Source organism: Oerskovia douganii (genome assembly GCF_015142735.1).
GTDB classification, from domain to species: Bacteria; Actinomycetota; Actinomycetes; order Actinomycetales; family Cellulomonadaceae; genus Oerskovia; species Oerskovia douganii.
On sequence record NZ_JACSPN010000025.1, the window covers coordinates 19,541 to 39,929 of the forward strand.

The following is a 20,389-nucleotide window of genomic DNA, read 5'->3' on the forward strand; positions in this document are numbered from 1 at the left end:
CCCCCCCCCCCCCCCCCCCCCCCCCCCCCCCCCCCCCCCCCGACGCGGTCCCGCCGCCCCCCGCTCTCCCGCCCCGCCCGACGGCGCCCCGCACCCCGACCTGTCCCTCGCGGTGCGCACGGGGCTGGGCAGCGTGCGCGGGGTGGGGGACCCGGTCGCGGAGGCGGTCGTCGCGGCGCGCGCGGACGGCCCCTTCACGGACCTGCGCGACCTGGTGCGACGCGTCGACCTGACCACGGCCCAGCTCGAGGCGCTCGCCACGGGCGGCGCGCTCGAGTCCTTGGGCGTGGCCCGGCGCGAGGCGCTGTGGGCCGCGGGCGCTCTCGCCCAGGAGGGCCCGGACACGCTGCCCGGGGTCTCGGTCGGGGTCGAGGCGCCGACGCTGCCGGGCATGAGCGAGGTCGAGACCGCGGTCGCGGACGTGTGGGCCACGGGCGTCTCGCCCGACTCGTACCCGACCCAGTACGTGCGCCCCGGGCTGCGCCGGGCCGGGGTCGTCACGGTCGCGGAGGCCGTCGAGCACGAGGCCGGTCGGCGGGTCGCGGTCGGGGGAGTCGTGACCCACCGCCAGCGCCCCGGGACGGCGGGAGGCGTGACGTTCCTGTCGATCGAGGACGAGACGGGGCTGCTCAACGTCATCTGCACGCCCGGCCTGTGGCAGCGGTTCCGCCGGGTCGCGCGGTCGTCGCCCGCGCTCGTGGTGCGGGGGCGCCTCGAACGGGCCGACGGCGCCACGAACCTCCTCGCGGAGCACCTCGCGCCGCTGTCGTTGCAGGTCGCGTCGCGGTCGCGGGACTTCCAGTAGGGGACGCGCTGGCATACTCGGGGCCCATGAGGACCGGACCCGTACGTGCCCGCCGCCGATCGAGGCCCGGGCTCCTGACCGGGTGCGTCGTCGCGGCCCTCGTCCTGCTGACCGGGTGCGCGGCGGACCCCGTCACGCCCGACGACCTCCTGCAGGCGCAGCGTGACCTGATGCCGGCGGACACCGACCTCGTGTCCTCGGTCGGGCGCTCCGCGCTCGACCTCACGGTCGAACCCGGGGCGCTCGCGGACGGGGCGGACCTGCCGAGCGCTGCGCCCCTCACCGTGGCGATCACGTGCGAGGGCGACGGAGACGCTCACGTGACCGTCGACGGCGCAGCCCTCGGATCGGTCTCGTGCGGATTCCGCCCGGGCGAGGCGGGGTACGTCGCGCTGACCACCGCGGACGACGTGGACCTGGGCCTCGGCCACGCCGTCGCCGTCGAGGTGGGCACGGGGGCGGCCGTCGCGGTCTCGGTGCTGGTCGGGCGTCAGGGCTGACGTCCGGGCGCTCCCGGCACCGACCCGACACCTCTCCCGCCCGGGTGCTGGTCGTCGCCCCACCCCCCGGGGCGACGACCAGCGGCATCTCGGTGCACCGGGCGCCGCCTCACCCCTGCTTGGCCCCGATCTCCAGGGCCCTGCCGTGGACACCGTCCAGGACGTCGGCCCCGGCGAACCCCTCCCAGACGGAGGCCGACACCTCGAGCGAGCCCGCGAGCCCGAGCACGTAGTCGGCCCCCCAGGACTCGTCGACGACCTCCGTGCGCCACGGGCGCGGGCGAGGACCCGGCCAGGGCGGGAGCTTGGGGCGGCGGGGAGGGGTCGGGCACCAGTCGTCGATGTCGATGTCGAAGCCCACGTGCAGGTGGTGCGCGGTGAACGCGAGCTGGACGAGCGCCGCGCCCGCGTGGAACCCGGTGCGCATCCCGTCCGGGGGGCCGGGCGGCAGCGGCTGCGGGTTGAGGAAGACCTCGGCTCCACGGGAGCCGGTGAAGGGGCCGTACGGGTTGCCCAGCAGGTCGAAGATCGCTGGGTGCCGTCGGCCGATGAGTGTCAGCGCGCTGGTCGTGAGTACCATGGTGCCCCCTCCTTCGGTCGTGGCGGGTGCGGGTGCACCCGCTACCTGGAAGGAGCGGGACCTCGGGGAGCGTGATGCAGGACGGATCAGACGAGTGCGCGCCGCATGCTGAAGTTCGTCAACGAGATGCCGCGGAGCACGGGCTCACGTTCCTCGACCACGACGAACCCGTGCTTCTCGAAGAACGGGCGGGCCGTGAGGCTCGCATACGTGGTGAGCTCGTCGGCCCCCTGCTCGCGGGCGATCTCCGTCACCCGTCCGAGCAGGGCCGTGGCCACACCGCGCCGGGTGACGGCAGGGTCGACGAACATCATGTCGATGTAGCCGCGTTCGTCGACGTCGCTGAACCCCAGGACCTCGTCCCCCTCGACGGCGACGACCGTGTCGACCAGGAGTCGCTTGGCCGCCCAGACGTCGATGGGGATGTCGTCGGAGGCCCAGGCCGCGATCTGCTCGGGCGTGTAGTCGGCGCGAGCCGTGACCCGCACGGCCCGCAGGAAGACGCCCAGGGTCGCGTCGGCGTCGGAGTCGTCGTAGGCACGCAGGAGCATGGTTCGAGCCTAGCCCGGCGCCCCGGCGAGATCACCCGCCGGGCGCCGCGCCCTCATGACCGGCGCGTGCGTGCGCCCCGGACCAGGACGTACCCCGTGGCGACGAGGAGGCTCGCGAGCAGGGCGGCCTGGCCGACGTTCACGCCGGTCAGGGGGAGAGTCCCGACGCCGGGGGTCGTCCCGCCGGCCGAGGAGCCCCCGTCGCCGGGAGCAGGCTCCTCGTCCGGTGGCGTCAGGCCACCGGGGGGCGTGGTGGCGCACCCGGCGTCGTTGCTCAGCCCGACCTGCGGCGTCCCGAACGGGGACGCCGTGCGCGAGGCCAGGGTCGTCGTGCCGGCCGTGCCGGCCGTGCCGCCCAGGGGTCCGCCGGCCGTGCCGCCCAGGGCCCCGCTCAGCCCCCAGGTGTTGACGACCTCGACGGGCAGGCAGACGTCCGGGCCGGACGGCAGCCGGAACTCGACCGACGTGGGGTCACCGGCGGCGGGGTCGGTCACGGTGGTCCGGCCGTCGACGACGACCCGGACCTCGTCCGCCCCGCCGACCGTGGTCTCGGTGACGGTGCACGTGGCGCCGACGGGGAGGTCGGTGAAGACCGCGACCCAGTCGGAGGCCGCCGACGCGGTGCGGGTCGGGCCGTCCGGGACCGCGACGGGGACGGCCGTGCCGTCGACGTCACGCGTGCACACGAGCAGGAACGTGAACTCGTCGTCCTCGTGCTGCGCCGCGCCGGACCCGGAGAGCCGCTTGACGACGCGGACCTCGCCCACGTCGAACGTGTTGGTCACCGTGACCTCGACGGGGGTGCCGGCGGTGACCACGACGGCCCCGCCCGCGGCGGTCTCGTCGTCGCCGCCCACGACCGTGGTCGTGGCGCCGCCGGTGCGGGTCTCCGTCACGTCGCACTCCGCGCCGACGGGCAGGCCGAGGTACGTCGCGGGCCCGTCCGGGCTGACGGCGCGGGCGGCGCCCCCGGGCACCGTGATCGGTGTGCCGGCGAGCGTGCACTGCAGCGTGACCTCGAACGGTCCGGCGCCGTAGAGCTCCGCGCCGTCCCCGACGACGTCCTTGGTGACCACCAGGTCGCCGACCTCGAACGTGTTGGTCACCGTCAGGTGCGCCGGGCTCCCCGTCGTGACCGTGACGTCGGGCGACACGGTCGTGGTCGTGGCGCCGCCGTCGCCGGGCTCGGACACGGCGCACACCGCGCCGCTCGCCAGGTTCCCGACGGTCGCCTCGAGGGGCTGGTCCCCGCCGACGACCACGGTCCCGGAGTACACGACCCGGGTCCCGCTGGGGTCATCGAGCGTGCACGTCAGCGCGAGCGTGAAGGGGCCCGTGCCGAAGCCCGCGCCGGCGCCGTCGACCACCTTGGTCAGCACGACCTCGCCGACCTCGAACGAGTTCGTGACGGTGACCGTGCTGGCCGGCTCACCGCCGTCGTCGGGCAGGAGGGTCAGGGTCGCGGTCGTCCCGGGGGACGTGACGGGTGCGTCCGCCCCCTGGGTGACGGTGACCGAGCCCGACGGCGAGCCCGCGGTCCCGGTCTCGGTCACCGTGCACTCGGCCCGGGCGGGCAGGCCGGTCAGCTCGACCTGGGCGCCCGCGTCGACGGACACCACCATGGGCTTGCCCGGTCCGAAGCCGTCGGCGTGGACGGGGGCCCCGAGGAACGTGCACTGCACCGTCATGGTGAACGGGCCGTACGCGACGGGGGTCCCGTCCTGGTCGACGGCTGCCGAGTCGACGGTCTTCGCGATCCGGAGGGACGCCTGGTCGTACCGGTTGGTAGCGATCACGACAGGCGGGGCCTGGTCGTCGCGGCCGACGGTGACGGTGGTCGCGTCGAAGTCGGTGGGCGCCGTCGCGGCGTCGTCCTCCTCGACGGTGCACTCGGAGCCCCACGGGACGTCCGCGACGGTCTGCGGGACCCCGGCGACGAGGGTCAGGTCACCGCGCGCGCCGAGCGGCACCTCCTGCTCGAGGCGGGTCCCGACGCCCGAGCGGCACACGAGCCGGACGGGGAACGAGCCGGGTGCGAAGCGGTCGCCGTCACCGGTGACCTCCTTGACGACGCTGACGGGTCCGGTCGCGAGCGCGACACCGACCCTGTTGCCCTCGGTCGCGGCGATCCACTGCCGGTTCGCGCCGTCGACCGTCCGTGCGGTCCCGGCGACCGAGTTCCAGGCGATGGTGTCGGGGCCCGTGGTCGGCGAGACCGCGGGGGTCGTCGTCCAGAGGTCGATCTTGACCTCGGCGAGGGGGGCGAGCAGGTCCTGGTCCGTGAAGGCGACCTCGGTCATGACGCCCGTGACGCGGTCGAGGATCTCCGGACCCTCGGACCCCGTGAACGCGGTCCATCGACCCGGTGCGCAGGAGGTGCCGTCGACGCACGGGGTCGCGTCGAACGTGTAGTACCGCGCCATGGTCGCGCCCTGGGGGGCGTGTGCCAGCTCGGCCCGCCCCTCCAGCAGGGGCCGCCACTGCGACCCACGGGGCAAGGGGTTCACGGCGCCGGTGTCGCCCGGCGCGGGCAGCTTGTCGATCACCCGCAGGCGGTCCATGGGCAGGTTGCCGGTGTTCGTGTAGTGCAGGCGCCACACCTCGCTCGAGGCGGGCTTGGTCACGGGCACGCACGGGTAGGAGTGGAAGCCGTCGGCGTCGGGCACGCAGGTGGCGCCACCGGTCGAGGCGAACGCGCCGAGCTCGTCGTCCTCGGCGCGGACGAGCTTCTCGGAGCGCAGGGTGCCCGCCTTGACGGACGTGACCGTCGTCGAGGTGCGGCACTCGCCCGTCGCGGGGTCGAGGGCCGGGGAGCACTGGTCCCACGGCCGCTCACCGGTCACGCCGACCGTGTTGACGACGGCCGTGCCGCCGGGCAGGCCCGGGCGCAGCATGAGCCGCACCGTGATGGTGTACGTCTGCCCCACCTCGAGGACGGAGCCCTGGGGGAACGTGAAGCGGAGCTCCTCGACGTCACCCTGGAGGTCGACCGTCACGTCGGCGGGTGCCGACGGCATCGCCGGCCCGCTCGCGGGCTTCGGGGCGGCCCCGGCGAGGGAGTAGGCGAAGGCGCCCGCGCCACCGGGGTGCGCGACCGGGTCGAACACGAGCTGCGCGCCGTCGGCGTCGCTCGGCAGGCGGTCCGTGACGACCGGGTCGACGATCGCGACCCGGCCCGTGTTCGTGACCTCGAGCGTGTACGGGAACGCGCGTCCCGGGACCTGCGAGCCGCCGGCCACGGACCCGTTCGCCTTCTTGACGACCTTCACCGCGTTCGGCAGGTGCTGGTAGAGGATCGAGGCCTCCGCCTCGTCGCTCGCGGAGATCGGGAACCCGGCCACGAGCTCGGCCCCCTGGACGAGCCCCCGGACCGAGTTGCTCGCCGTCCCGGGCGTGCGCTCACCGGGCGCGGGGGCGTTGCCCGCCATGTCCGACAGGACGGGGCCACCGGTCAGCAGGTCGGTGCGGCGCTCGACGAGGACCGGGGCGGACTGGGTCGGCGTCGCCGGGTTCTCCCAGATCTTCCCGTCCGCCCGGGTGAACGTGAACCGCAGCCCCTGCACCTGGGCGGGCGACACGCCGTCGGGCAGCCTGACGCCTGCCGCGGTGGTGGGCGAGCCCGTGACCCAGCGGCCGCCCGCGGTCGAGATCCCGACCTCGTCGGCGGTGAACGTGGCGCCGACGAGCGCGTCGACCTGGACGCGGTCGATGGGTGCGGTAAGGCCGAACGTGGGCGCGAAGCCCGTGAAGGAGTACTGGTTCCAGAACTGCGGCTCGTCGTCGGTGAGCACCATGCGGAGGGCTCGGGACGCCCCGCCCGGGGTCCCGGTGAGGGTCATGGTGACGGGGCCGGTCCGTGGCTCGGTCAGCACGCCCGGCGTGAACTTCTTGGTCACCACGAGCTCGAGGCCCTGGGGCACGAGCGTCATGGTCGCGTCGTCGTCCGCCGTCGGGTCGGCCCCGGTGGCGTTGCCGCCCAGGTCGGCCACGCTCGCGCGGGCCAGGTTGCGCACGGGGGACGCCGCGACGGTGACGGGGTCTGCCGTACCGCGGGTGTCCGGCCGCAGGCGCAGGTCGAGCACGAGGACCGTGGTCGCCCCCGCCGCGATGCGCCCCTCGTGGTCCACGGTGACGCCGACGACGTCGGCCAGGTCGGTCGCGGAGAGCGCCAGGGCCTCGGCCCGGGTGTGGGTCGTCGTGGACCCGTCCTCGCGCACCAGGGTCACGGTCGTGCTGGTCGCACCCGCCGGGACCGTGAGGGTCACGACGTCCTTGAGGTCGAACACGTCGAAGGGGTCGTCCGCCGGGTCCGTCGTGCCGGGCTCGGTGACCGTCAGGCGGTCGACCTTCGCGGCCGTCGCGTTGGTCGCCTCGACCCGCACGCGCGCCGACGGGTAGTCGTCCCGGGGCGTGCCCGCGACGGGGATGCCCAGCGGTCCGCCCGTCCAGGACTTGGTCACGTCGACGTTGAGCGGGACGTCGACGATCGTCACGACGTCGACGTCGGTGTCGGTCACGACCTGGGAGCCCGCGACGACGCCCGAGACGCGTGCGGAGTTGAGGACGTCCCCGGCCGCCGCCTGGTTGTACACGACGCCGGAGGAGCTCCCGAGCGCGGGCGTCCCGTCGCTGCGCCTGGTGTCGCGGACCTGGAACGTGAGATCGATCGTGCGGCCGTTGCCGGTCGAGCGGGCCACCCCGTCACCGGGCTGGGGGAGCGTGGGGTCGCCCGCGAGGCGCGCGCCGCGCGTGGTCGACTCGACCACGACGAGCCGGACGGCCTGCGTCGAGGCACGTTCCTGAGCGGTCAGGGTGACCCCGGGGAACGTCCCGTCGCACGCGGAGCCCGCGGCGCAGGGGTCGTTCGCGGCACGCGCCCAGCGCGTCCCGTCCCACAGCTCGACGCGTGCGACGGCGTCGTAGGCGATGAGCGGGTCGGTCGCGGGGGTGACGGGCCTGACCGCGACGAGGTCGAACGCGTCGAACACCGAGTCGGCGACGTTCGTGGTCTGCGGGTCCGCGACGTCGGAGATCGCGACCTCGTCGAGGCCCGAGTAACCGCCCGTCGACCAGTGCAGGCGGGCGTCGACCCGGTCCCCGGAGCGCGCGACCACGGTCTTTCCGGCGCCCGGCACGGGCTCGAGGAACTCCTTCTCGACCAGGTCGCCCGTTCCCGGGGTCACGGGGATCAGGGTGATCGCCGGGCACGGCGGAGCGACGTCCGCGGACCCGGAGACGGCGCCGTCCGTGGCGCTCGCCGACGCGCAGTTCTCGATCGTCTGCGCGAGATTCTGCAGGGGCGCGCCGTCGCGCTGCGTCGCGCGCAGCTCGGCCGAGAAGTTGGGCTGGACGCTCGTGCCCGGCGGGAAGCCCGCCGGGTTCGCGAAGTCGAACTGCAGCCCGTGGACGTCGTCCTTGAGGGCGTCGGGGATGGGCAGGTTCACGATCTGCGGGCCGGCCAGGTTCGCGCCGCCGGGCAGCACGACCCACCCGGAGCCGTCCCAGTAGCGGATCGTGAGGGTCGCCCCGGCGGGGACGGCGGTCTGCGCGATGCTGCGGGCGTCGAACGCGTTCCACCAGGGGTCGGGCGAGGGGGAGGCGGGCAGGACGCGCGGGTCCTGCACCACGAGGTGGGTCGCGTCGGTGGTCGAGGCGGGGAAGGGCTTGATCTGCGTCGGGAGCTGGACCGTGGCGATCTCGCCGGGGTGGGCGAGGATCTCGGCGGGGCTGATCCGCTTGGTGACGTCGACCGCGAGGCGGTCGACGTAGCTCGTGAGCGCGTGCGCGGCGGTCGCGGTCCCGCTGTCGGGGCCGTCGACGACGGTCACGAGGATCTCGTTGTGCCGCGCGTGCTCCTCGATGCTCTGGTCCGGGTCGGTGTCCACGGTGAAGGGCACGGTGGCCTGCGCCCCGGCGACGATCGCGCCCGTGTACTCGACGACGAACCCGGTCACGGTCTTGCCGGCCGGGGGCTGGGGCAGGGTGTCGGGGCCCGTGGCCGTGAGGGTCCGGGTCGAGCCGTCGGCGTAGGTGAAGGTCACGCCGGCGCTCGTGGCACCCGTGGGCCACACGACGTCCGCACCGGCGCCGTCGGAGCCGAAGCCGGTGAAGGTGAGGCCGTCGGTGAAGGGGTTCGTGGCGGCGCCGGGCCCGGGCTCGGCGATGGACAGCGACGTGACGGCGGTGCCGCTGTTGGTCCCCGTGAGGGTCACCGTGCTGGGCTCGCCCGCCCGCACGTGGTCGGGGGAGAAGGTCTTGCCGGCGGTCGCGGACAGGTTCGCGGGGAGGATCTCGTGGGTGTCGCTCGCAGGGGCCGACGTCGCGTTCGCGGCGCCGAGGCGCACGCTCGACGTCGCGGTGTTGGTCACGGTCAGCGGGTCCGTCAGCGTCGACACGCTCGGGCGCTGGACGAGCTCCAGGGGGACCGTCGCGGTGGTTCCGGCGGGCAGGTGCGCGCCGGTCGAGCTGGTGAACTCGACGCGGACCCCGCGGACGTCCTCGAGGTCGATCCCGGCGGGCAGCGTGGGCTGTGCGCCGACGGGGCCCGCGACCCACGCGGACCCGTCCCACACGAAGGCCTGCGCCTGGTCGGCGTCCTGCGGGAACGTCACGGTGCCGAAGCCCGCGACAACGACGAGTCGACGAACGTGTCGAGCGTGTCGGTGTCCCGTCGCGCCTCGTCGCCGCACCGTGGGCAGGGAGTGCGCGCCCACGACTCGGAGCCGGCCAGCGGCGAGACCCCTGGGGGCGCGAGGTCCTTGCCGCGCAGATCCGGCAGGCGCACGGGCAGCTCGTCGTCGGGTACGGGGACCTCACCGCACACGGCGCAGTGGACGATCGGGATGGGGGCGCCCCAGTAGCGCTGACGCGAGACCAGCCAGTCCCGCAGCCGGAAGACGACCTGCGGCCCACCTCGGTCGTGCGCGGACAGCCAGGCCACGACGCGCTCGGCGGCCTCTGCTGCGCTCAGCCCGTCGAGCGTCAGCCCGCCCCCGCTCGAGCGCACGACGACGTCGTGCACGACCGCGTCCCCCTCGCCCCCGGAGCGCAGGACCCGGCGCACGGGCAGACCGTGGCGTTCGGCGAACGCCCGGTCGCGCTCGTCGTGCGCCGGGACCCCCGCCACGACCCCCGACGCGTACCCGGGCAGGACGTAGTCGGCCGCCCACACGGGCAGCCGCTCGCCCGTCACCGGGTGCGCGACATGAGTCCCCAGGAAGACGCCGGTCTTGTCCCGGGAGGTGGACCGGCGGTCGATGTCGCTCAGGTCCCGGCTCGCCGCGCGGTACGCGTCGAGCGTCTGCGCGCGGTCCGGCGCGCACAGCTCGCGCGCGACGTCGGCGTCGGGCGCCACGGCCAGGAACGTCACGCCGAAAAGCGTCTCGGGTCGGCTCGTGAAGGCCGACACGCTCTGGCGGCCGCCCGGTCGTGGCCTCCCGTCCGCGACCTCGAACTCGACCCGCGCCCCGCGGCTGCGCCCGATCCAGTTCCGCTGCATCGTCAGGACCTTCTCGGGCCACTGTCCGACGAGATCGTCCATGTCGTCGACCAACCGGTCGGCGTAGTCCGTGATGCGCACGAACCACTGCGTCAGGTCACGCCGCACGACGGGCTCCCCGCACCGTTCGCACGATCCGCCCACGACCTGTTCGTTGGCCAGGACGGTCGCGTCCCGCGGACACCAGTTGACCGAGGCCGTCGCGCGGTACGCGAGCCCCCTCTCGACCAGGCGCACGAAGAGCCACTGTGTCCAGCGCATGAACTCGGGGTCCGACGTCCGCAGGCGCCGCGACCAGTCGAACGACACCCCGTAGCGTCGGATCGAGCGGGCCTGGGTCGCGATGTTGGCCTCGGTGAACACCGCAGGGTTCTCGTCCCGCCGGATCGCAGCGTTCTCGGCCGGCAGGCCGAACGAGTCCCACCCGATGGGGTTGAGCACATCGTGCCCGAGCAGGCGCCAGTACCGCGCGACGACGTCCTCGAGGGCGAAGACCTCGGCGTGCCCCATGTGCAGGTCGCCCGACGGGTACGGAAACATCGTCAGCAGGTACCGGCGCTCGGCCGACCCGTCGTCGCGGGCCCGGAACACCCCGAGCCGCTCCCAGACCTCCTGCCAGCGGGCCTCGATCCGAGCCTGCCCCGCCGGGTCGGCGTGCTCGGCGGGCGAGGCCTCGGGTGCCTTCACGGTCGCGACGGTCGGCGTGGCCAGCGCGGTCTGGTCCTGGTCCTGGTCCTGGTCCTGGGGCATGGTGTCTCCTCGGTGCTGCTCCGTCCTGGGTGCGGGCACAAAAAAGCCCCTCGAGGGTACGAGGGGCTGCCGCGCTGGTCGTGCCTGGTCAGCGCGGCTGCATAAGGAGGAGCGAGGAACGCATGGCGGGGAGCCTAGCAGGACGTCACGCCAACGGGTCCACCGGGACGACGACGCAGATCAGGAACGTGTCCCGCCCCCGCCGCAGCAGGTAGCGGAAGCTCTCGGTGTCGGCCTCGCCCGCGTACTCGTCCCGGTAGCTCCAGCGCACGTCGGCCCACACCAGCCCCGCGCTCGTGGTGCCCAGCGACCGGATCTGCGCGACCGCACCGACGAGCCCCCGGTCGCGGTAGCTCTCGGCCGCACCACGGAAGGACTCGCGCACCGTGTCGGGGTCGCTGATGAGCACCGACACCTCGTCGGTCACGACCAGCGCGGGGAACGCGTAGGCCTCGGCGAGCGCGTCGAGGTCGCCGGCGGCGAGCGCCACGCCGTAGGAGTTGAGGAAGGTCTGGACGTCGTCGTGGTCGTAGGGCGTCGCGTCGGTCGTGGGTGAGGTCATCCCCTCACGGTAGGTCGGGTGCGCCGACCCGGCACGAGATGCGTACCGGGTCGGCGACCGTGCCCCGAGGTCAGCGCCCTGCGGCGGTCGCCCGGGTCACCAGGCCCGTGCGATGAGGTCGGCGAACAGCTCGCCCTCGTCGACGTCGAGCCCCCGCGAGCGGAACCACGCGCACATGGTGCGGCAGTCGCGCAGGAGGAGCTCGGTGCCGTGCGGGTTGGCGACGAGGTCGAGGACCTGCGGGAGGTCGATGATCACGATGCGCCCGCCCTGGGCCAGGACGTTGTACGGCGACAGGTCGCCGTGCGCGTAGCCGTGCGAGGCGAGGATCCCCATCGCGTGCCGGAGCTGGTCCCAGTACGACTCGACCGTGGCGACGTCGGGTCGTACGCGGGCCAGGCGCGGGGCCGCGACGCGGCTCGCCGCGGACCCGTCGCTCTCGCCGCTGCTCGCGTGCTCGCCCACGAACTCCATGAGGATCTCGGTCCCGTCGATCTGGACCGGGTAGGGGACGGGCGCCCCGGCCGACCAGAGCAGGCACAGCGCTGCGAACTCTGCGTTCGCCCACTGCGCGGCCGCTGCCTCGCGGCCGTAGGAGGACTTGCGCTCGATCGCGCGCCGGTCTCGCGACCGCCGCACCTGTCGCCCCTCGACGTACGCGGAGTCGCGGTGGAACGCGCGGTGCTCGGACGAGCGGTACCGCTTGGCGGCGAGGAGCGAGAACTGGTCGGGGTCGTCGGGCACGGCGCGCTCCAGGAGGAAGACGTCGGCCTCCTTGCCGGACTTGAGGACGCCGAGCTCGGTGTCGAGCGCGGCGTCGGCCGTCACGACCCAGCCCGGCCGGGGCTCGGGGCCGCGCATGCCCTTCTCGACGCCGGACCAGGTGGACCAGCGCTGGTCGGGGCCGAGGCCGGGGTCCAGTTCGCCGCCGTCGGCCTCGGCGTAGAGGGCGTCGTCGGGCGTGCCGGTGAAGCGGGGGAGTGCGGGGAAATCGGTGTGCTCGTGCACGGGTGGGGCTCCTCGGACGAGGGAGGAGCCGGGCGCGTCAGCGGACGAGGCTCCTCGGGAAGGGGAGGGTGTGGAGTACGACGACGACGGTCATCACTCACCTCCTGCTTCTCGCGGCTCGCAGCCGCGCCTCGTGGCCGGACCTTCTCCGGCGGACGTCCCAACTGTCGCGCACCCCGTCGAGCGGGCGCAACGGTTTTTCCGGTCAGCCTCCGAGGGACTGCACGATCAGCGTGTACGTCCCGCCCGTGTCGAAGCCCATCTGGGTCAGCAGGGACCACCCGACCCCGACGACCGCGTACGCGGTGACGGGGATGAGGAAGAGCCACTCGCGCACCGACCCGGCGTTGCCCAGGACGGGCAGCGCGAAGTTGCCGCCGGGGCGCCAGATGTCGTTGAGCACGTTGGTCCTGCGCACCCAGCGCGGCGCCTTGAACGTGAGGGGCCACAGCAGGGGGCAGCCGCCCGTGGTCATGACGTCGCCGACGATGTGGACGGCGACGCCGAGGCCCACCGCGACGGGGAGCCAGTTCCACTCCTCGGGGGCCAGGAGCGCGACGAGGACCGCGATCGTGATCGACCCGATCCAGGGTCCGAGCTTGCCGCCGCGCGTGAGCTTGAGGGCCTTGAGCGCGAACGCGACGAGCAGGATCGCGACGACGCCCGCCCCGACCGCGACGGTGCCGAACGTGTCCGACTCGTACGTCACGAGGCCCGCGAGCCATGCGAGCGCCGTGAAGACGACGATCCCCAGGATCGAGTGCGTGCCGCGCCGGTGCCCTCCGGAGATGGTCTCGACGAGGTTCGCGACGCCCTCGGAGACGGGCGGCAGCGAGTGTGCGATCGTGCCGGAGTGGTGGTCGGCGTCGGGCAGCAGGGCCGCGCCGGCGCACACGATCGCGCCCGTGATGACGCCCACGTCGGAGACGGGGTAGATGCCGAGCGTGTACGGGGCGGTCGAGGTGACCGCCACCCATGCGGCCGCGCCGCAGGCGGCGTGGTGACCACCCATCATGATGAGTTCGTCCCGTCAGGTCGATTCGTCCAGCAAGCGTGGTTCGCGCGGTCTGTCCGGCGCGACAGCACACCCTACCTGTCAGGGGCGGACGCCGGATCTCACGTCTTGTCGGACCCCTGCGTCTACAGTGCATGAGACACAGCACGCAGGTCACGACCAGGACGGGAGACGCCACGGTGAGGGAGCACCCCGAGCACCTGCTGCCCCCCGAGCCCCCGCTGGAGCAGGACAGGGCCGTGCGCCACGCGGTCTTCGGCTCGCCCGTGGGCGACCTCACCGCGGTCGGCACGGACGAGGGGCTGCGCGCCCTGTACTTCGACGCCCACAAGCGCCGCCCGACGGGCGAGACCTTCGGCGAGCGCGACGACGACGCGTTCGAGGAGGTCAGGGTCCAGGTCGGGGAGTACTTCGCGGGGTCGCGGCGCGAGTTCGACCTCGCGCTCGCCCCGGTCGGCGACGGGTTCCAGCAGAAGGTCTGGGCGCTGCTCGCCCAGATCCCCTACGGCGAGACACGCTCCTACGGGGACCTCGCGCTCGCGCTCGGCGACAAGAACCTGGCCCGTGCGGTCGGCGCGGCCAACGGCCAGAACCCGTTGAGCATCGTCGTGCCCTGCCACCGCGTCGTCGGTGCCGACGGACGCCTGACCGGGTACGCGGGCGGGCTCGAGCGCAAGCAGTTCCTCCTCGCGCTCGAGGAGTCCGACGAGACGCGCGCGAGCAGGCTGTTCTGATGCCCGCCCCGGCGCCGCGTCCCCCGCGAGCACCGCACGTCCCGCGCGCCCGGGCCGTCCACCCGACGTGAAGCCCTTCGAGCGCGTCGTCGCCGAGCACGGTGCCACGGTCCTGCGGGTGTGCCGCGCGGTCCTCGGGCCCGTGGACGCCGAGGACGCGTGGTCCGAGACCTTCCTGTCGGCGCTCGCGGCCTACCCGCGCCTCGACGAGGGGGCCAACGTCGAGGCCTGGCTCGTGACGATCGCGCACCGCAAGGCGATCGACGTCACCCGGCGCCGGGCCCGCGCGCCGATCGCCGTGCCCGACGTCGCCGAGCTCACCCACGAGCCCAGCCGCGACGGGCTGCCCGAGCGCGACGTCGAGCAGCGGGACCCCGACCTGTGGCGCGCGCTCGCCGCCCTGCCGCCCAAGCAGCGCCAGGCGGTGGCGTACCACCACGTGGCGGGCCTCGCCTACCGCGAGGTCGCCGCGATCCTGGGCGGCAGCACCGAGGCCGCGCGCCGAGCGGCCGCCGACGGCATGGCGACGCTGCGCCGCACGTACGTCCCGGCCGCGCCTCACCCGTCCTCCGCTCGTGCCTCGAAAGGAAGTGCCTCATGAGCGACACCTCGTTCGACGACGCCCCCCTGCTCGGGCCCCTGGCGCGGGTCCTCGACCAGGGCCGCGGCGACGACTCCCGGGCCGCACTCTCGCGGCTGCACGACCGCCTCGCGGCCGACGCCGCGTCGTCGGGCCTGCTCGACGTCGCCTACCGCACGCTCGACACGCCCGTGGGCACGCTGCTGCTCGCCGCGACCGACCAGGGCGTCGTGCGCATCGCGTTCGACGTCGAGGGGCACGACGCCGTCCTCGACCGCATCGCCCGCACCGTGAGCCCGCGCGTCCTGCGGTCCCCGGCGCGCCTGGACCGGCTCGCGACCGAGATCGACGAGTACTTCGCGGGCGAGCGCCGCACGTTCGACCTGCCGCTCGACCTGACCATGGCCACGGGACCCTTCCGGCGCGAGGTGCTGAGCCACCTGCGCGACATCGGCTACGGGCGCACCGCGTCCTACGCCCAGGTCGCGCTGGCCGCGGGCAGCCCGCGCGCCGTGCGGGCCGTGGGGACCGCGTGCGCCAGGAACCCGCTGCCGCTCGTGGTGCCGTGCCACCGGGTCGTGCGCTCGGACGGTTCGAGCGGCAGCTACGCGGGCGGCCCGGAGGCCAAGCGCCTGCTGCTCGCGCTGGAGCACGCGGCATGAGCCTGCCCGACGGCGCCACGACCGTCCCGCAGGTCGGCGCCCCCGGGGAGGGGGCCTGGGCGCGGCACCTGCCCGTGGCCCAGCCGTTCGACGCGGCCTCGGCGCTCGCGACGCTCGTCGCGCACGCCGTGCCGGGCGTCGACCGCGTCGACCGCGCTGACGCCGCGCGGGGGGAGGTCACGCGGCTCGTCGAGACGCGCTCGGGCACGGCGGCCGTGACCGTGCGGCTGGCGCCCGAGGGCATCGAGGTGCGCGGGGACGGCGGGGACCCGGACGCGGTCAGCGCCCTGGTCTCCCGGTGGTTCGACACGGACGCCGACCTCGCGACCGTGCACGCCGTGCTCGGCGCCGACCCCGTGCTCGCGCCCCTGCTCGCCGCGCGGCCGGGGCTGCGCGTCGTGGGGCACCCCTCCGGGTTCGAGGCCGCCGTCACGACCGTCCTGGGCCAGCAGGTCTCCCTCGCGGCGTGCCGGACCTTCGCGGGGCGGCTCGCGGACGCCCACGGACGCCCGGGACCCCCCGCCGGGCCGCACGACCTGCGCCTGTTCCCCGACGCGGAGACCCTCGCCGGGGCGCAGGCCGCGGAGCTGCGGTCCGCCGTCGGGATCACGGGCGCCCGCACCCGCACGCTGCTCGCGCTCGCCCAGGCCTGCGCCGACGGGCTGGTGCTCGCACCTGACACCGCGCAGGACCCGGCGGCGCTCGCGGACACCCGCGCGCGGCTGCTCGCCCTGCCCGGGATCGGGCCGTGGACCGTCGACTACCTGTCGGTCAAGGTGCTCGGGGACCGTGACGGGTTCGTGCCGGGCGACCTGGTGCTCCGCAAGGCCCTCGGCGGGATCGACGCGCGTGCGGCCGCTCGGGTGGCCGAGGCCTGGGCGCCCGTCCGGGCCTACGCCCTGTTCCACCTCTGGACGCACACCGCCTACTGACGGACCCGCGGCGCCGAGCCATACTGGGAGGGAGCCACCGAGCGCAGGAGGACGTCATGACCAGCGTGAGCACCCGGACCGACGCGGCCCCCCGGACCGCGGCGCCCCCCGCCGAGCCGGACGACGTCCGCGACCAGATCGAGGCCGGCGTCCTGTTCGCCAACGGCCGCCTCGCCGGGCGCAGGTTCGCCTCGCTCGCCGAGGCCCAGGCGTGGGCGCACCCCGAGCTCGGCGACCAGGTCGTCGAGTTCAACCCCGTCTGCGACTGCTCGGTCTGAGCCCGGTCCCACCCCTGCGCCCTCACCCGGCCCGGCTGCGCCACGCGCCATAGATTGGGGGCGTGACCCGCGAGAGCGCGCACGACCCCACCCGAACCGTCGCGGTGCCCGCCGACGGACCTGGCGAGGTGCCCCCCCACCCGCCCGCCGGAGACCACGGCGCGGCGGACGACGGGGCGAGGGGTCCCCGCGGCGCGCGCGACCGGCTCGTCGCGCTCGGCGACGGGTTCTTCTTCGTCTTCGCGGGGCTCGCGGCCGTGTGGCTCGCGTGGCTCGTGCTGAGCGAGTCGATCCACCTCGGCTGGTTCGCGATCCTCTACGTCGTCGCGGTCTGGCTCGTCATCGCGTACCTCGCCCTGCCGCGCCTGCACCGCATCCTCACGGCGCTCTACGTGCCGGAGTACTTCATCGGGCGCACGCGCACCGCGAACGGGCTGCTGGGAGACCCGGTCAACCTCGCGCTGCTGGGCGAGGAGGCGCAGGTGCGCGCGGCGATGGAGGCCGCGGGCTGGACCCTCGCCGACGACGTCACGCTCGCCTCGAGCGGACGCATCGTCGCGGCGACGCTCAGCCGCCGCAGCTACGACCAGGCTCCCGTGAGCCCGCTGTTCCTGTTCGGGCGCCAGCAGGACTTCGCGTACCAGCAGGAGGTCGAGGGCAACCCGTCGCGCCGCCACCACATCCGGTTCTGGCGCTGCCCGCCGGCCTGGCCGCTGCCGGGAGGTCGGCGCGTCGACTGGCTCGCGGCCGGGACGTACGACCGGGCCGTGGGGTTCTCGCTCTTCACGCTCCAGGTCACGCACAAGATCGAGGCGGACACCGACCGGGAGCGCGACCACGTCGTGGGCACGCTCCTCGCGGCCGACGTGGGCGTCGACGTCGAGGTCATCGAGGACTTCTCGACCGGCTACCACGCACGCAACGGCGGCGGCGACGCGATCAGGACCGACGGCGCCCTCCCCGTCGTCGACGTCCGCGCCGTGGCTGCCCCGGCAGAGCCGGTCGTGGACGCCGCTGCGCAGAAGCCTGGCCGCCCGGCCGCGACGACCGCCGGCGCGCTGCTGGTCGTGCTGGGTGTCGTCGCGGACCTGATCTGGCTCGCGAACCTCGCTCTGCACTGGGACCAGACACTGAGGTCGCTGTTCCTGGGCGGCGACGTGACCCAGCACGACATCGACGAGGCGTCGGGCCCGCTGCTGGTCGTGGTCGTGGTGCTGCTCTCGCTCGTGGCCCTGTTCCAGCTCTTCCTGGCCTGGCGGGTCTTCAAGGGCCGGACGTGGGCGCGGGCCCTGGTCATGGTGCTGGCGGCGATCAGCACCACGTCCTCGTTCGTGGGGTGGGCCGTGTCCGGCGACCAGATCACGTTCCGCACGACCCTGCTGACCGTGGCGCTCGACATCCTGGTGCTGCTCACGCTCTCGAGCAGGGACGTGGCGGCCTACACGCGCGACGAACGGACGCAGCGTCGTCTCCGGCGGGAGCGACGGCGCACCCCCGAGGTGCCCGCCGCCGGGTGACGAGCGGGTCCGGCGTGTCGCGAAGGGACCGGTCGTCCTCGACGGAGGGCCCGTGGATATCGTGGCCGGATGCCGTCGGTCAAGCAGCTCCAGGTCACCGTCGACTGCGCGGACCCCGAGCGCGTCGCTCTCTTCTGGTGCGAGGTGCTGGGGTACGTCGTCCCGCCGCCGCCCGAGGGGTTCGCCACGTGGGAGGACTTCGCCGACACCCTGCCGCCTGCGGACCGAGGGGCCGCGTCCGTCTGCCAGGACCCCACGGGCGTCGGTCCTCGCCTGTACTTCCAGCGCGTCCCGGAGAGCAAGGTCGTCAAGAACCGCGTGCACCTCGACGTGCGGGTCGGCACCGGCCTCGTGGGCGACGAGCGCCTCGCCACGCTCGAGGCCGAGTGCGCGCGGCTGGTCGCGCTGGGCGCGACCCGGGTGCGCCTCCTCCCGGCCGACGACGACGAGGAGTCCTGCATCGTGATGCAGGACGTCGAGGGCAACGAGTTCTGCCTCGACTGAGCAGCGGCCCGGGGATCGACCACCAGCCCCTGCCGTCGCGGTCGGCCGTCGTCGCGGTAGGGTGCTGAACCGCGAGGCACGACGGCCCTGACCTCCAGCGGCCGCACCGTCGTCGGAGAGCGAGGCGAGCAGGTGTCGAAGGGCACGTCCGCAGGATCTCGGACGACGCGCCGACTTGGTGTGATCGCGCTCTTGTCGGCGTCGGGACTGGGGGTCCTCCTGCTCGCCCCCGTGGTCGCGGTCGAGGTCGACGACATGCTGATGCCGACCGTCGACCAGGCGCACCTGCCTTCCGGGGTAGCGGGGGCAGACCACAGCGTCGAGTGCGCCTCGGGTGGTTGCTGGCTGCGTCTGAGCTTCGCGAGCGACGACCTGTCGACCGGGATCCAGCGGGACCTGCTCGAGATGGACGGACGATGCCGGGCGATCTCGGTCCTGGACCGGCGGAAGGTCTGCGTGTCGGCCGGACGAGACGCGTCGACGCTGGTCGTCGACCTGTCCTTCAAGCGCTCGCTCGGCCTGTAGGCCTCTGCGTCGGGCACGTCGTCGCCGCGGTCACCTGGACCTGGGTCCACCGGAGAACCTTCAGTCGAAGTTGGGGTCGCCGTTGACGTTGAACGTCTCCGCGACCCACGGGAACACCCAGGTGAACAGGACGGCCACGACGGCCGCCACCAGGACGAGCGACTGCACGACCTGCCAGAAGCGGTTGCCCGGCAGGTGCCGGAAGATCCACCCGTACATCACTGCACCCCCGGGTCGTCGAGAACTTGCTCGGGCATCCCGTCGGCCCGGTCCATCCACCCGACGAACTTCGCGTAGGTGATCCACCGGTGGGAGTTGCCGAACTCCCCGAGCGTGGGGGAGTGGCACGTGGTCAGGGTCAGGAGCCGTTCGGTGGGCTCGACCCCGGGCTCGTTGGGGACGGGGGCGATGACGTCGACCTGGCTCGGGAGGACGACCTCGTGGCCCGTGACCTCGTACACGTACCAGGTGCTCGCGGTCTCGACGATGACCTGGTCACCCGGCACGAGCTCGTTGACGAACCGGAACGAGTTGCCGTAGGTGCGCCGGTGCCCGGCGAGCGCGAAGTTGCCGACCTCGCCGACCTGCTGCGTCTGGGTGTAGTGCCCCGCGACGGCCTTGTTGAGGAGCTCGGTCGAGGTGCCCTGGACGATCGGCATGGTGTTGTCCGTCTTGCCGTACCAGGCGGGGACGATCAGTGCGCCGATGGTCTCGCCCTCGGCGACGGCCTCCGGGACGGGCGGCGCGTCGGTGCGCAGCTCGGCGGCGACCTGCGGCGCCTCGGGGAGGGACTCCTGGAACTCCGTCATGATCGTCGTCGCGGCCTGGTTCGACTGGACCGTGGTCCACCACAGCTGCCACACGACGAACAGACCGAAGACCACGCCCAGGGTGATGAGCAGCTCGCCCAGCACGCCGAACGCCGTCGAGACCACGCCGCCGCCCGAGGGGCTGCGCGTCCGGCTGCTGGTGTGCCTCACGAACCCTCTTCTCCCGTTGAAGACCCTTTGCGAAGCCCCTGGTCGGACCGACTCCACAGCCTAGTCGGTCACGCCGACGCGGGGAGCGGACGGAGCGGGTGGAGTGGTCGGCACGCGGACACGACGACGGAGCGGACCGAGATGTTCCTCGGTCCGCTCCGCGGTTCGCTGTCTCAACGAGTGTCCGGAGGGGGACTTGAACCCCCACGCCCGATAAAGGGCACTAGCACCTCAAGCTAGCGCGTCTGCCATTCCGCCACCCGGACGGGTGTTCCGGTGTCGCCACCGGGTGTCGCACAACGAAGCGGACCGAGGTTTCCCTGGTCCGCTTCGCGGTTCGCTGTCTCAACGAGTGTCCGGAGGGGGACTTGAACCCCCACGCCCGATAAAGGGCACTAGCACCTCAAG

At 73.9% G+C, this 20,389-nt stretch carries 19 protein-coding genes and 1 tRNA gene; 10 read left to right on the forward strand and 10 right to left on the reverse strand.

Going from position 1 to position 20,389, the window contains the following annotated elements; translation table 11 throughout:
- The first annotated feature begins 142 nt into the window (after window positions 1-142).
- Entirely contained in the window at window positions 143-805 is a 663-nt protein-coding gene (locus H9623_RS15960; RefSeq protein ID WP_407671951.1) for a helix-hairpin-helix domain-containing protein, read from the forward strand.
- 26 nt (window positions 806-831) lie between these two features.
- The gene (locus tag H9623_RS15965; protein ID WP_193721004.1) at window positions 832-1,305 is read left to right on the forward strand and encodes a hypothetical protein; all 474 of its coding nucleotides are present in this window, start codon (window positions 832-834) and stop codon (window positions 1,303-1,305) included.
- A gap of 109 nt (window positions 1,306-1,414) precedes the next feature.
- On the opposite strand, the gene H9623_RS15970 is transcribed toward H9623_RS15965, so the two are convergent.
- The 7 genes from H9623_RS15970 to H9623_RS16000 all read right to left on the reverse strand — a co-directional run bounded on the left by H9623_RS15970 (window position 1,415) and on the right by H9623_RS16000 (window position 13,269).
- Window positions 1,415-1,885, reverse strand: a complete 471-nt coding sequence (locus H9623_RS15970; protein WP_193721005.1) for a hypothetical protein — start codon at window positions 1,883-1,885, stop codon at window positions 1,415-1,417.
- 86 nt (window positions 1,886-1,971) lie between these two features.
- On the reverse strand, window positions 1,972-2,436 hold the full coding sequence (locus H9623_RS15975; RefSeq protein WP_193721006.1) for a GNAT family N-acetyltransferase: 465 nt from the start codon (window positions 2,434-2,436) through the stop codon (window positions 1,972-1,974).
- 53 nt (window positions 2,437-2,489) lie between these two features.
- Window positions 2,490-9,047 carry a DUF5979 domain-containing protein gene (locus H9623_RS20080; RefSeq protein WP_193721007.1) on the reverse strand — a complete coding sequence of 2,186 codons (6,558 nt, stop codon included), beginning with the start codon at window positions 9,045-9,047 and terminating at the stop codon, window positions 2,490-2,492.
- Complete coding sequence (gene leuS, locus H9623_RS15985) at window positions 9,044-10,684, reverse strand: leucine--tRNA ligase (protein WP_193721008.1); 1,641 nt, start codon at window positions 10,682-10,684, stop codon at window positions 9,044-9,046. The genes H9623_RS20080 and leuS overlap by 4 nt, the downstream gene beginning before the upstream one ends.
- Before the next feature lie 145 nt (window positions 10,685-10,829).
- Window positions 10,830-11,246: a hypothetical protein gene (locus H9623_RS15990; protein ID WP_193721009.1), complete on the reverse strand. Its 417-nt coding sequence runs from the start codon at window positions 11,244-11,246 to the stop codon at window positions 10,830-10,832.
- A 96-nt stretch (window positions 11,247-11,342) separates the two neighbouring features.
- Complete coding sequence (locus H9623_RS15995; protein WP_321575487.1) at window positions 11,343-12,254, reverse strand: serine protein kinase RIO; 912 nt, start codon at window positions 12,252-12,254, stop codon at window positions 11,343-11,345.
- Between the two features lie 205 nt (window positions 12,255-12,459).
- Window positions 12,460-13,269 (reverse strand): metal-dependent hydrolase, encoded by an 810-nt coding sequence (locus H9623_RS16000; protein ID WP_193721010.1) that lies wholly within the window; start codon window positions 13,267-13,269, stop codon window positions 12,460-12,462.
- Window positions 13,270-13,403: 134 nt separating this feature from the next.
- On the opposite strand from H9623_RS16000, the gene H9623_RS16005 reads away from it, so the two are divergent.
- The 8 genes from H9623_RS16005 to H9623_RS16040 all read left to right on the forward strand — a co-directional run bounded on the left by H9623_RS16005 (window position 13,404) and on the right by H9623_RS16040 (window position 19,001).
- A complete protein-coding gene (locus H9623_RS16005) occupies window positions 13,404-14,003 on the forward strand; it encodes a methylated-DNA--[protein]-cysteine S-methyltransferase (protein ID WP_193721011.1) in 600 nt (199 codons plus the stop codon).
- Window positions 14,004-14,070: 67 nt separating this feature from the next.
- Window positions 14,071-14,604 (forward strand): RNA polymerase sigma factor, encoded by a 534-nt coding sequence (locus tag H9623_RS16010; protein WP_193721012.1) that lies wholly within the window; start codon window positions 14,071-14,073, stop codon window positions 14,602-14,604.
- Window positions 14,601-15,245, forward strand: a complete 645-nt coding sequence (locus H9623_RS16015) for a methylated-DNA--[protein]-cysteine S-methyltransferase (RefSeq protein WP_193721013.1) — start codon at window positions 14,601-14,603, stop codon at window positions 15,243-15,245. The genes H9623_RS16010 and H9623_RS16015 overlap by 4 nt, the downstream gene beginning before the upstream one ends.
- Window positions 15,242-16,177, forward strand: coding sequence for a DNA-3-methyladenine glycosylase family protein (locus H9623_RS16020; RefSeq protein WP_193721014.1), 936 nt, complete (start codon window positions 15,242-15,244; stop codon window positions 16,175-16,177). Before H9623_RS16015 ends, H9623_RS16020 begins: the two co-directional genes overlap by 4 nt.
- A 56-nt stretch (window positions 16,178-16,233) precedes the next feature.
- Window positions 16,234-16,455 (forward strand): YciI family protein, encoded by a 222-nt coding sequence (locus H9623_RS16025; protein ID WP_193721015.1) that lies wholly within the window; start codon window positions 16,234-16,236, stop codon window positions 16,453-16,455.
- Window positions 16,456-16,517: 62 nt separating this feature from the next.
- On the forward strand, window positions 16,518-17,972 hold the full coding sequence (locus tag H9623_RS16030; protein ID WP_321575488.1) for an LssY C-terminal domain-containing protein: 1,455 nt from the start codon (window positions 16,518-16,520) through the stop codon (window positions 17,970-17,972).
- Window positions 17,973-18,041: 69 nt separating this feature from the next.
- Window positions 18,042-18,476, forward strand: coding sequence for a VOC family protein (locus H9623_RS16035; RefSeq protein WP_193721016.1), 435 nt, complete (start codon window positions 18,042-18,044; stop codon window positions 18,474-18,476).
- Between the two features lie 180 nt (window positions 18,477-18,656).
- The gene (locus H9623_RS16040) at window positions 18,657-19,001 is read left to right on the forward strand and encodes a hypothetical protein (RefSeq protein WP_193721017.1); all 345 of its coding nucleotides are present in this window, start codon (window positions 18,657-18,659) and stop codon (window positions 18,999-19,001) included.
- Window positions 19,002-19,061: 60 nt separating this feature from the next.
- On the opposite strand, the gene H9623_RS16045 is transcribed toward H9623_RS16040, so the two are convergent.
- From H9623_RS16045 to H9623_RS16055, 3 genes are all read right to left on the reverse strand, one after another.
- Window positions 19,062-19,220 carry a hypothetical protein gene (locus H9623_RS16045; RefSeq protein ID WP_193721018.1) on the reverse strand — a complete coding sequence of 53 codons (159 nt, stop codon included), beginning with the start codon at window positions 19,218-19,220 and terminating at the stop codon, window positions 19,062-19,064.
- Complete coding sequence (locus H9623_RS16050) at window positions 19,220-19,981, reverse strand: class E sortase (protein ID WP_193721019.1); 762 nt, start codon at window positions 19,979-19,981, stop codon at window positions 19,220-19,222. The genes H9623_RS16045 and H9623_RS16050 overlap by 1 nt, the downstream gene beginning before the upstream one ends.
- A 181-nt stretch (window positions 19,982-20,162) precedes the next feature.
- A tRNA-Leu gene (locus H9623_RS16055) sits at window positions 20,163-20,247 on the reverse strand.
- Between the last annotated feature and the right edge of the window lie 142 nt (window positions 20,248-20,389).

Bases quoted from the DNA above. Each gene is read 5' to 3' on its own strand.
- H9623_RS16025 (WP_193721015.1), top strand. From the start codon at position 16,234: ATGACCAGCGTGAGCACCCGGACCGACGCGGCCCCCCGGACCGCGGCG.
- H9623_RS15990 (WP_193721009.1), bottom strand. From the start codon at position 11,246: ATGACCTCACCCACGACCGACGCGACGCCCTACGACCACGACGACGTC.
- H9623_RS16015 (WP_193721013.1), top strand. From the start codon at position 14,601: ATGAGCGACACCTCGTTCGACGACGCCCCCCTGCTCGGGCCCCTGGCG.
- H9623_RS16005 (WP_193721011.1), top strand. From the start codon at position 13,404: ATGAGACACAGCACGCAGGTCACGACCAGGACGGGAGACGCCACGGTG.
- H9623_RS15970 (WP_193721005.1), bottom strand. From the start codon at position 1,885: ATGGTACTCACGACCAGCGCGCTGACACTCATCGGCCGACGGCACCCA.
- H9623_RS16035 (WP_193721016.1), top strand. From the start codon at position 18,042: ATGCCGTCGGTCAAGCAGCTCCAGGTCACCGTCGACTGCGCGGACCCC.
- leuS (WP_193721008.1), bottom strand. From the start codon at position 10,684: ATGCCCCAGGACCAGGACCAGGACCAGGACCAGACCGCGCTGGCCACG.
- H9623_RS16000 (WP_193721010.1), bottom strand. From the start codon at position 13,269: ATGATGGGTGGTCACCACGCCGCCTGCGGCGCGGCCGCATGGGTGGCG.
- H9623_RS15965 (WP_193721004.1), top strand. From the start codon at position 832: ATGAGGACCGGACCCGTACGTGCCCGCCGCCGATCGAGGCCCGGGCTC.
- H9623_RS15975 (WP_193721006.1), bottom strand. From the start codon at position 2,436: ATGCTCCTGCGTGCCTACGACGACTCCGACGCCGACGCGACCCTGGGC.
- H9623_RS16045 (WP_193721018.1), bottom strand. From the start codon at position 19,220: ATGTACGGGTGGATCTTCCGGCACCTGCCGGGCAACCGCTTCTGGCAG.
- H9623_RS16020 (WP_193721014.1), top strand. From the start codon at position 15,242: ATGAGCCTGCCCGACGGCGCCACGACCGTCCCGCAGGTCGGCGCCCCC.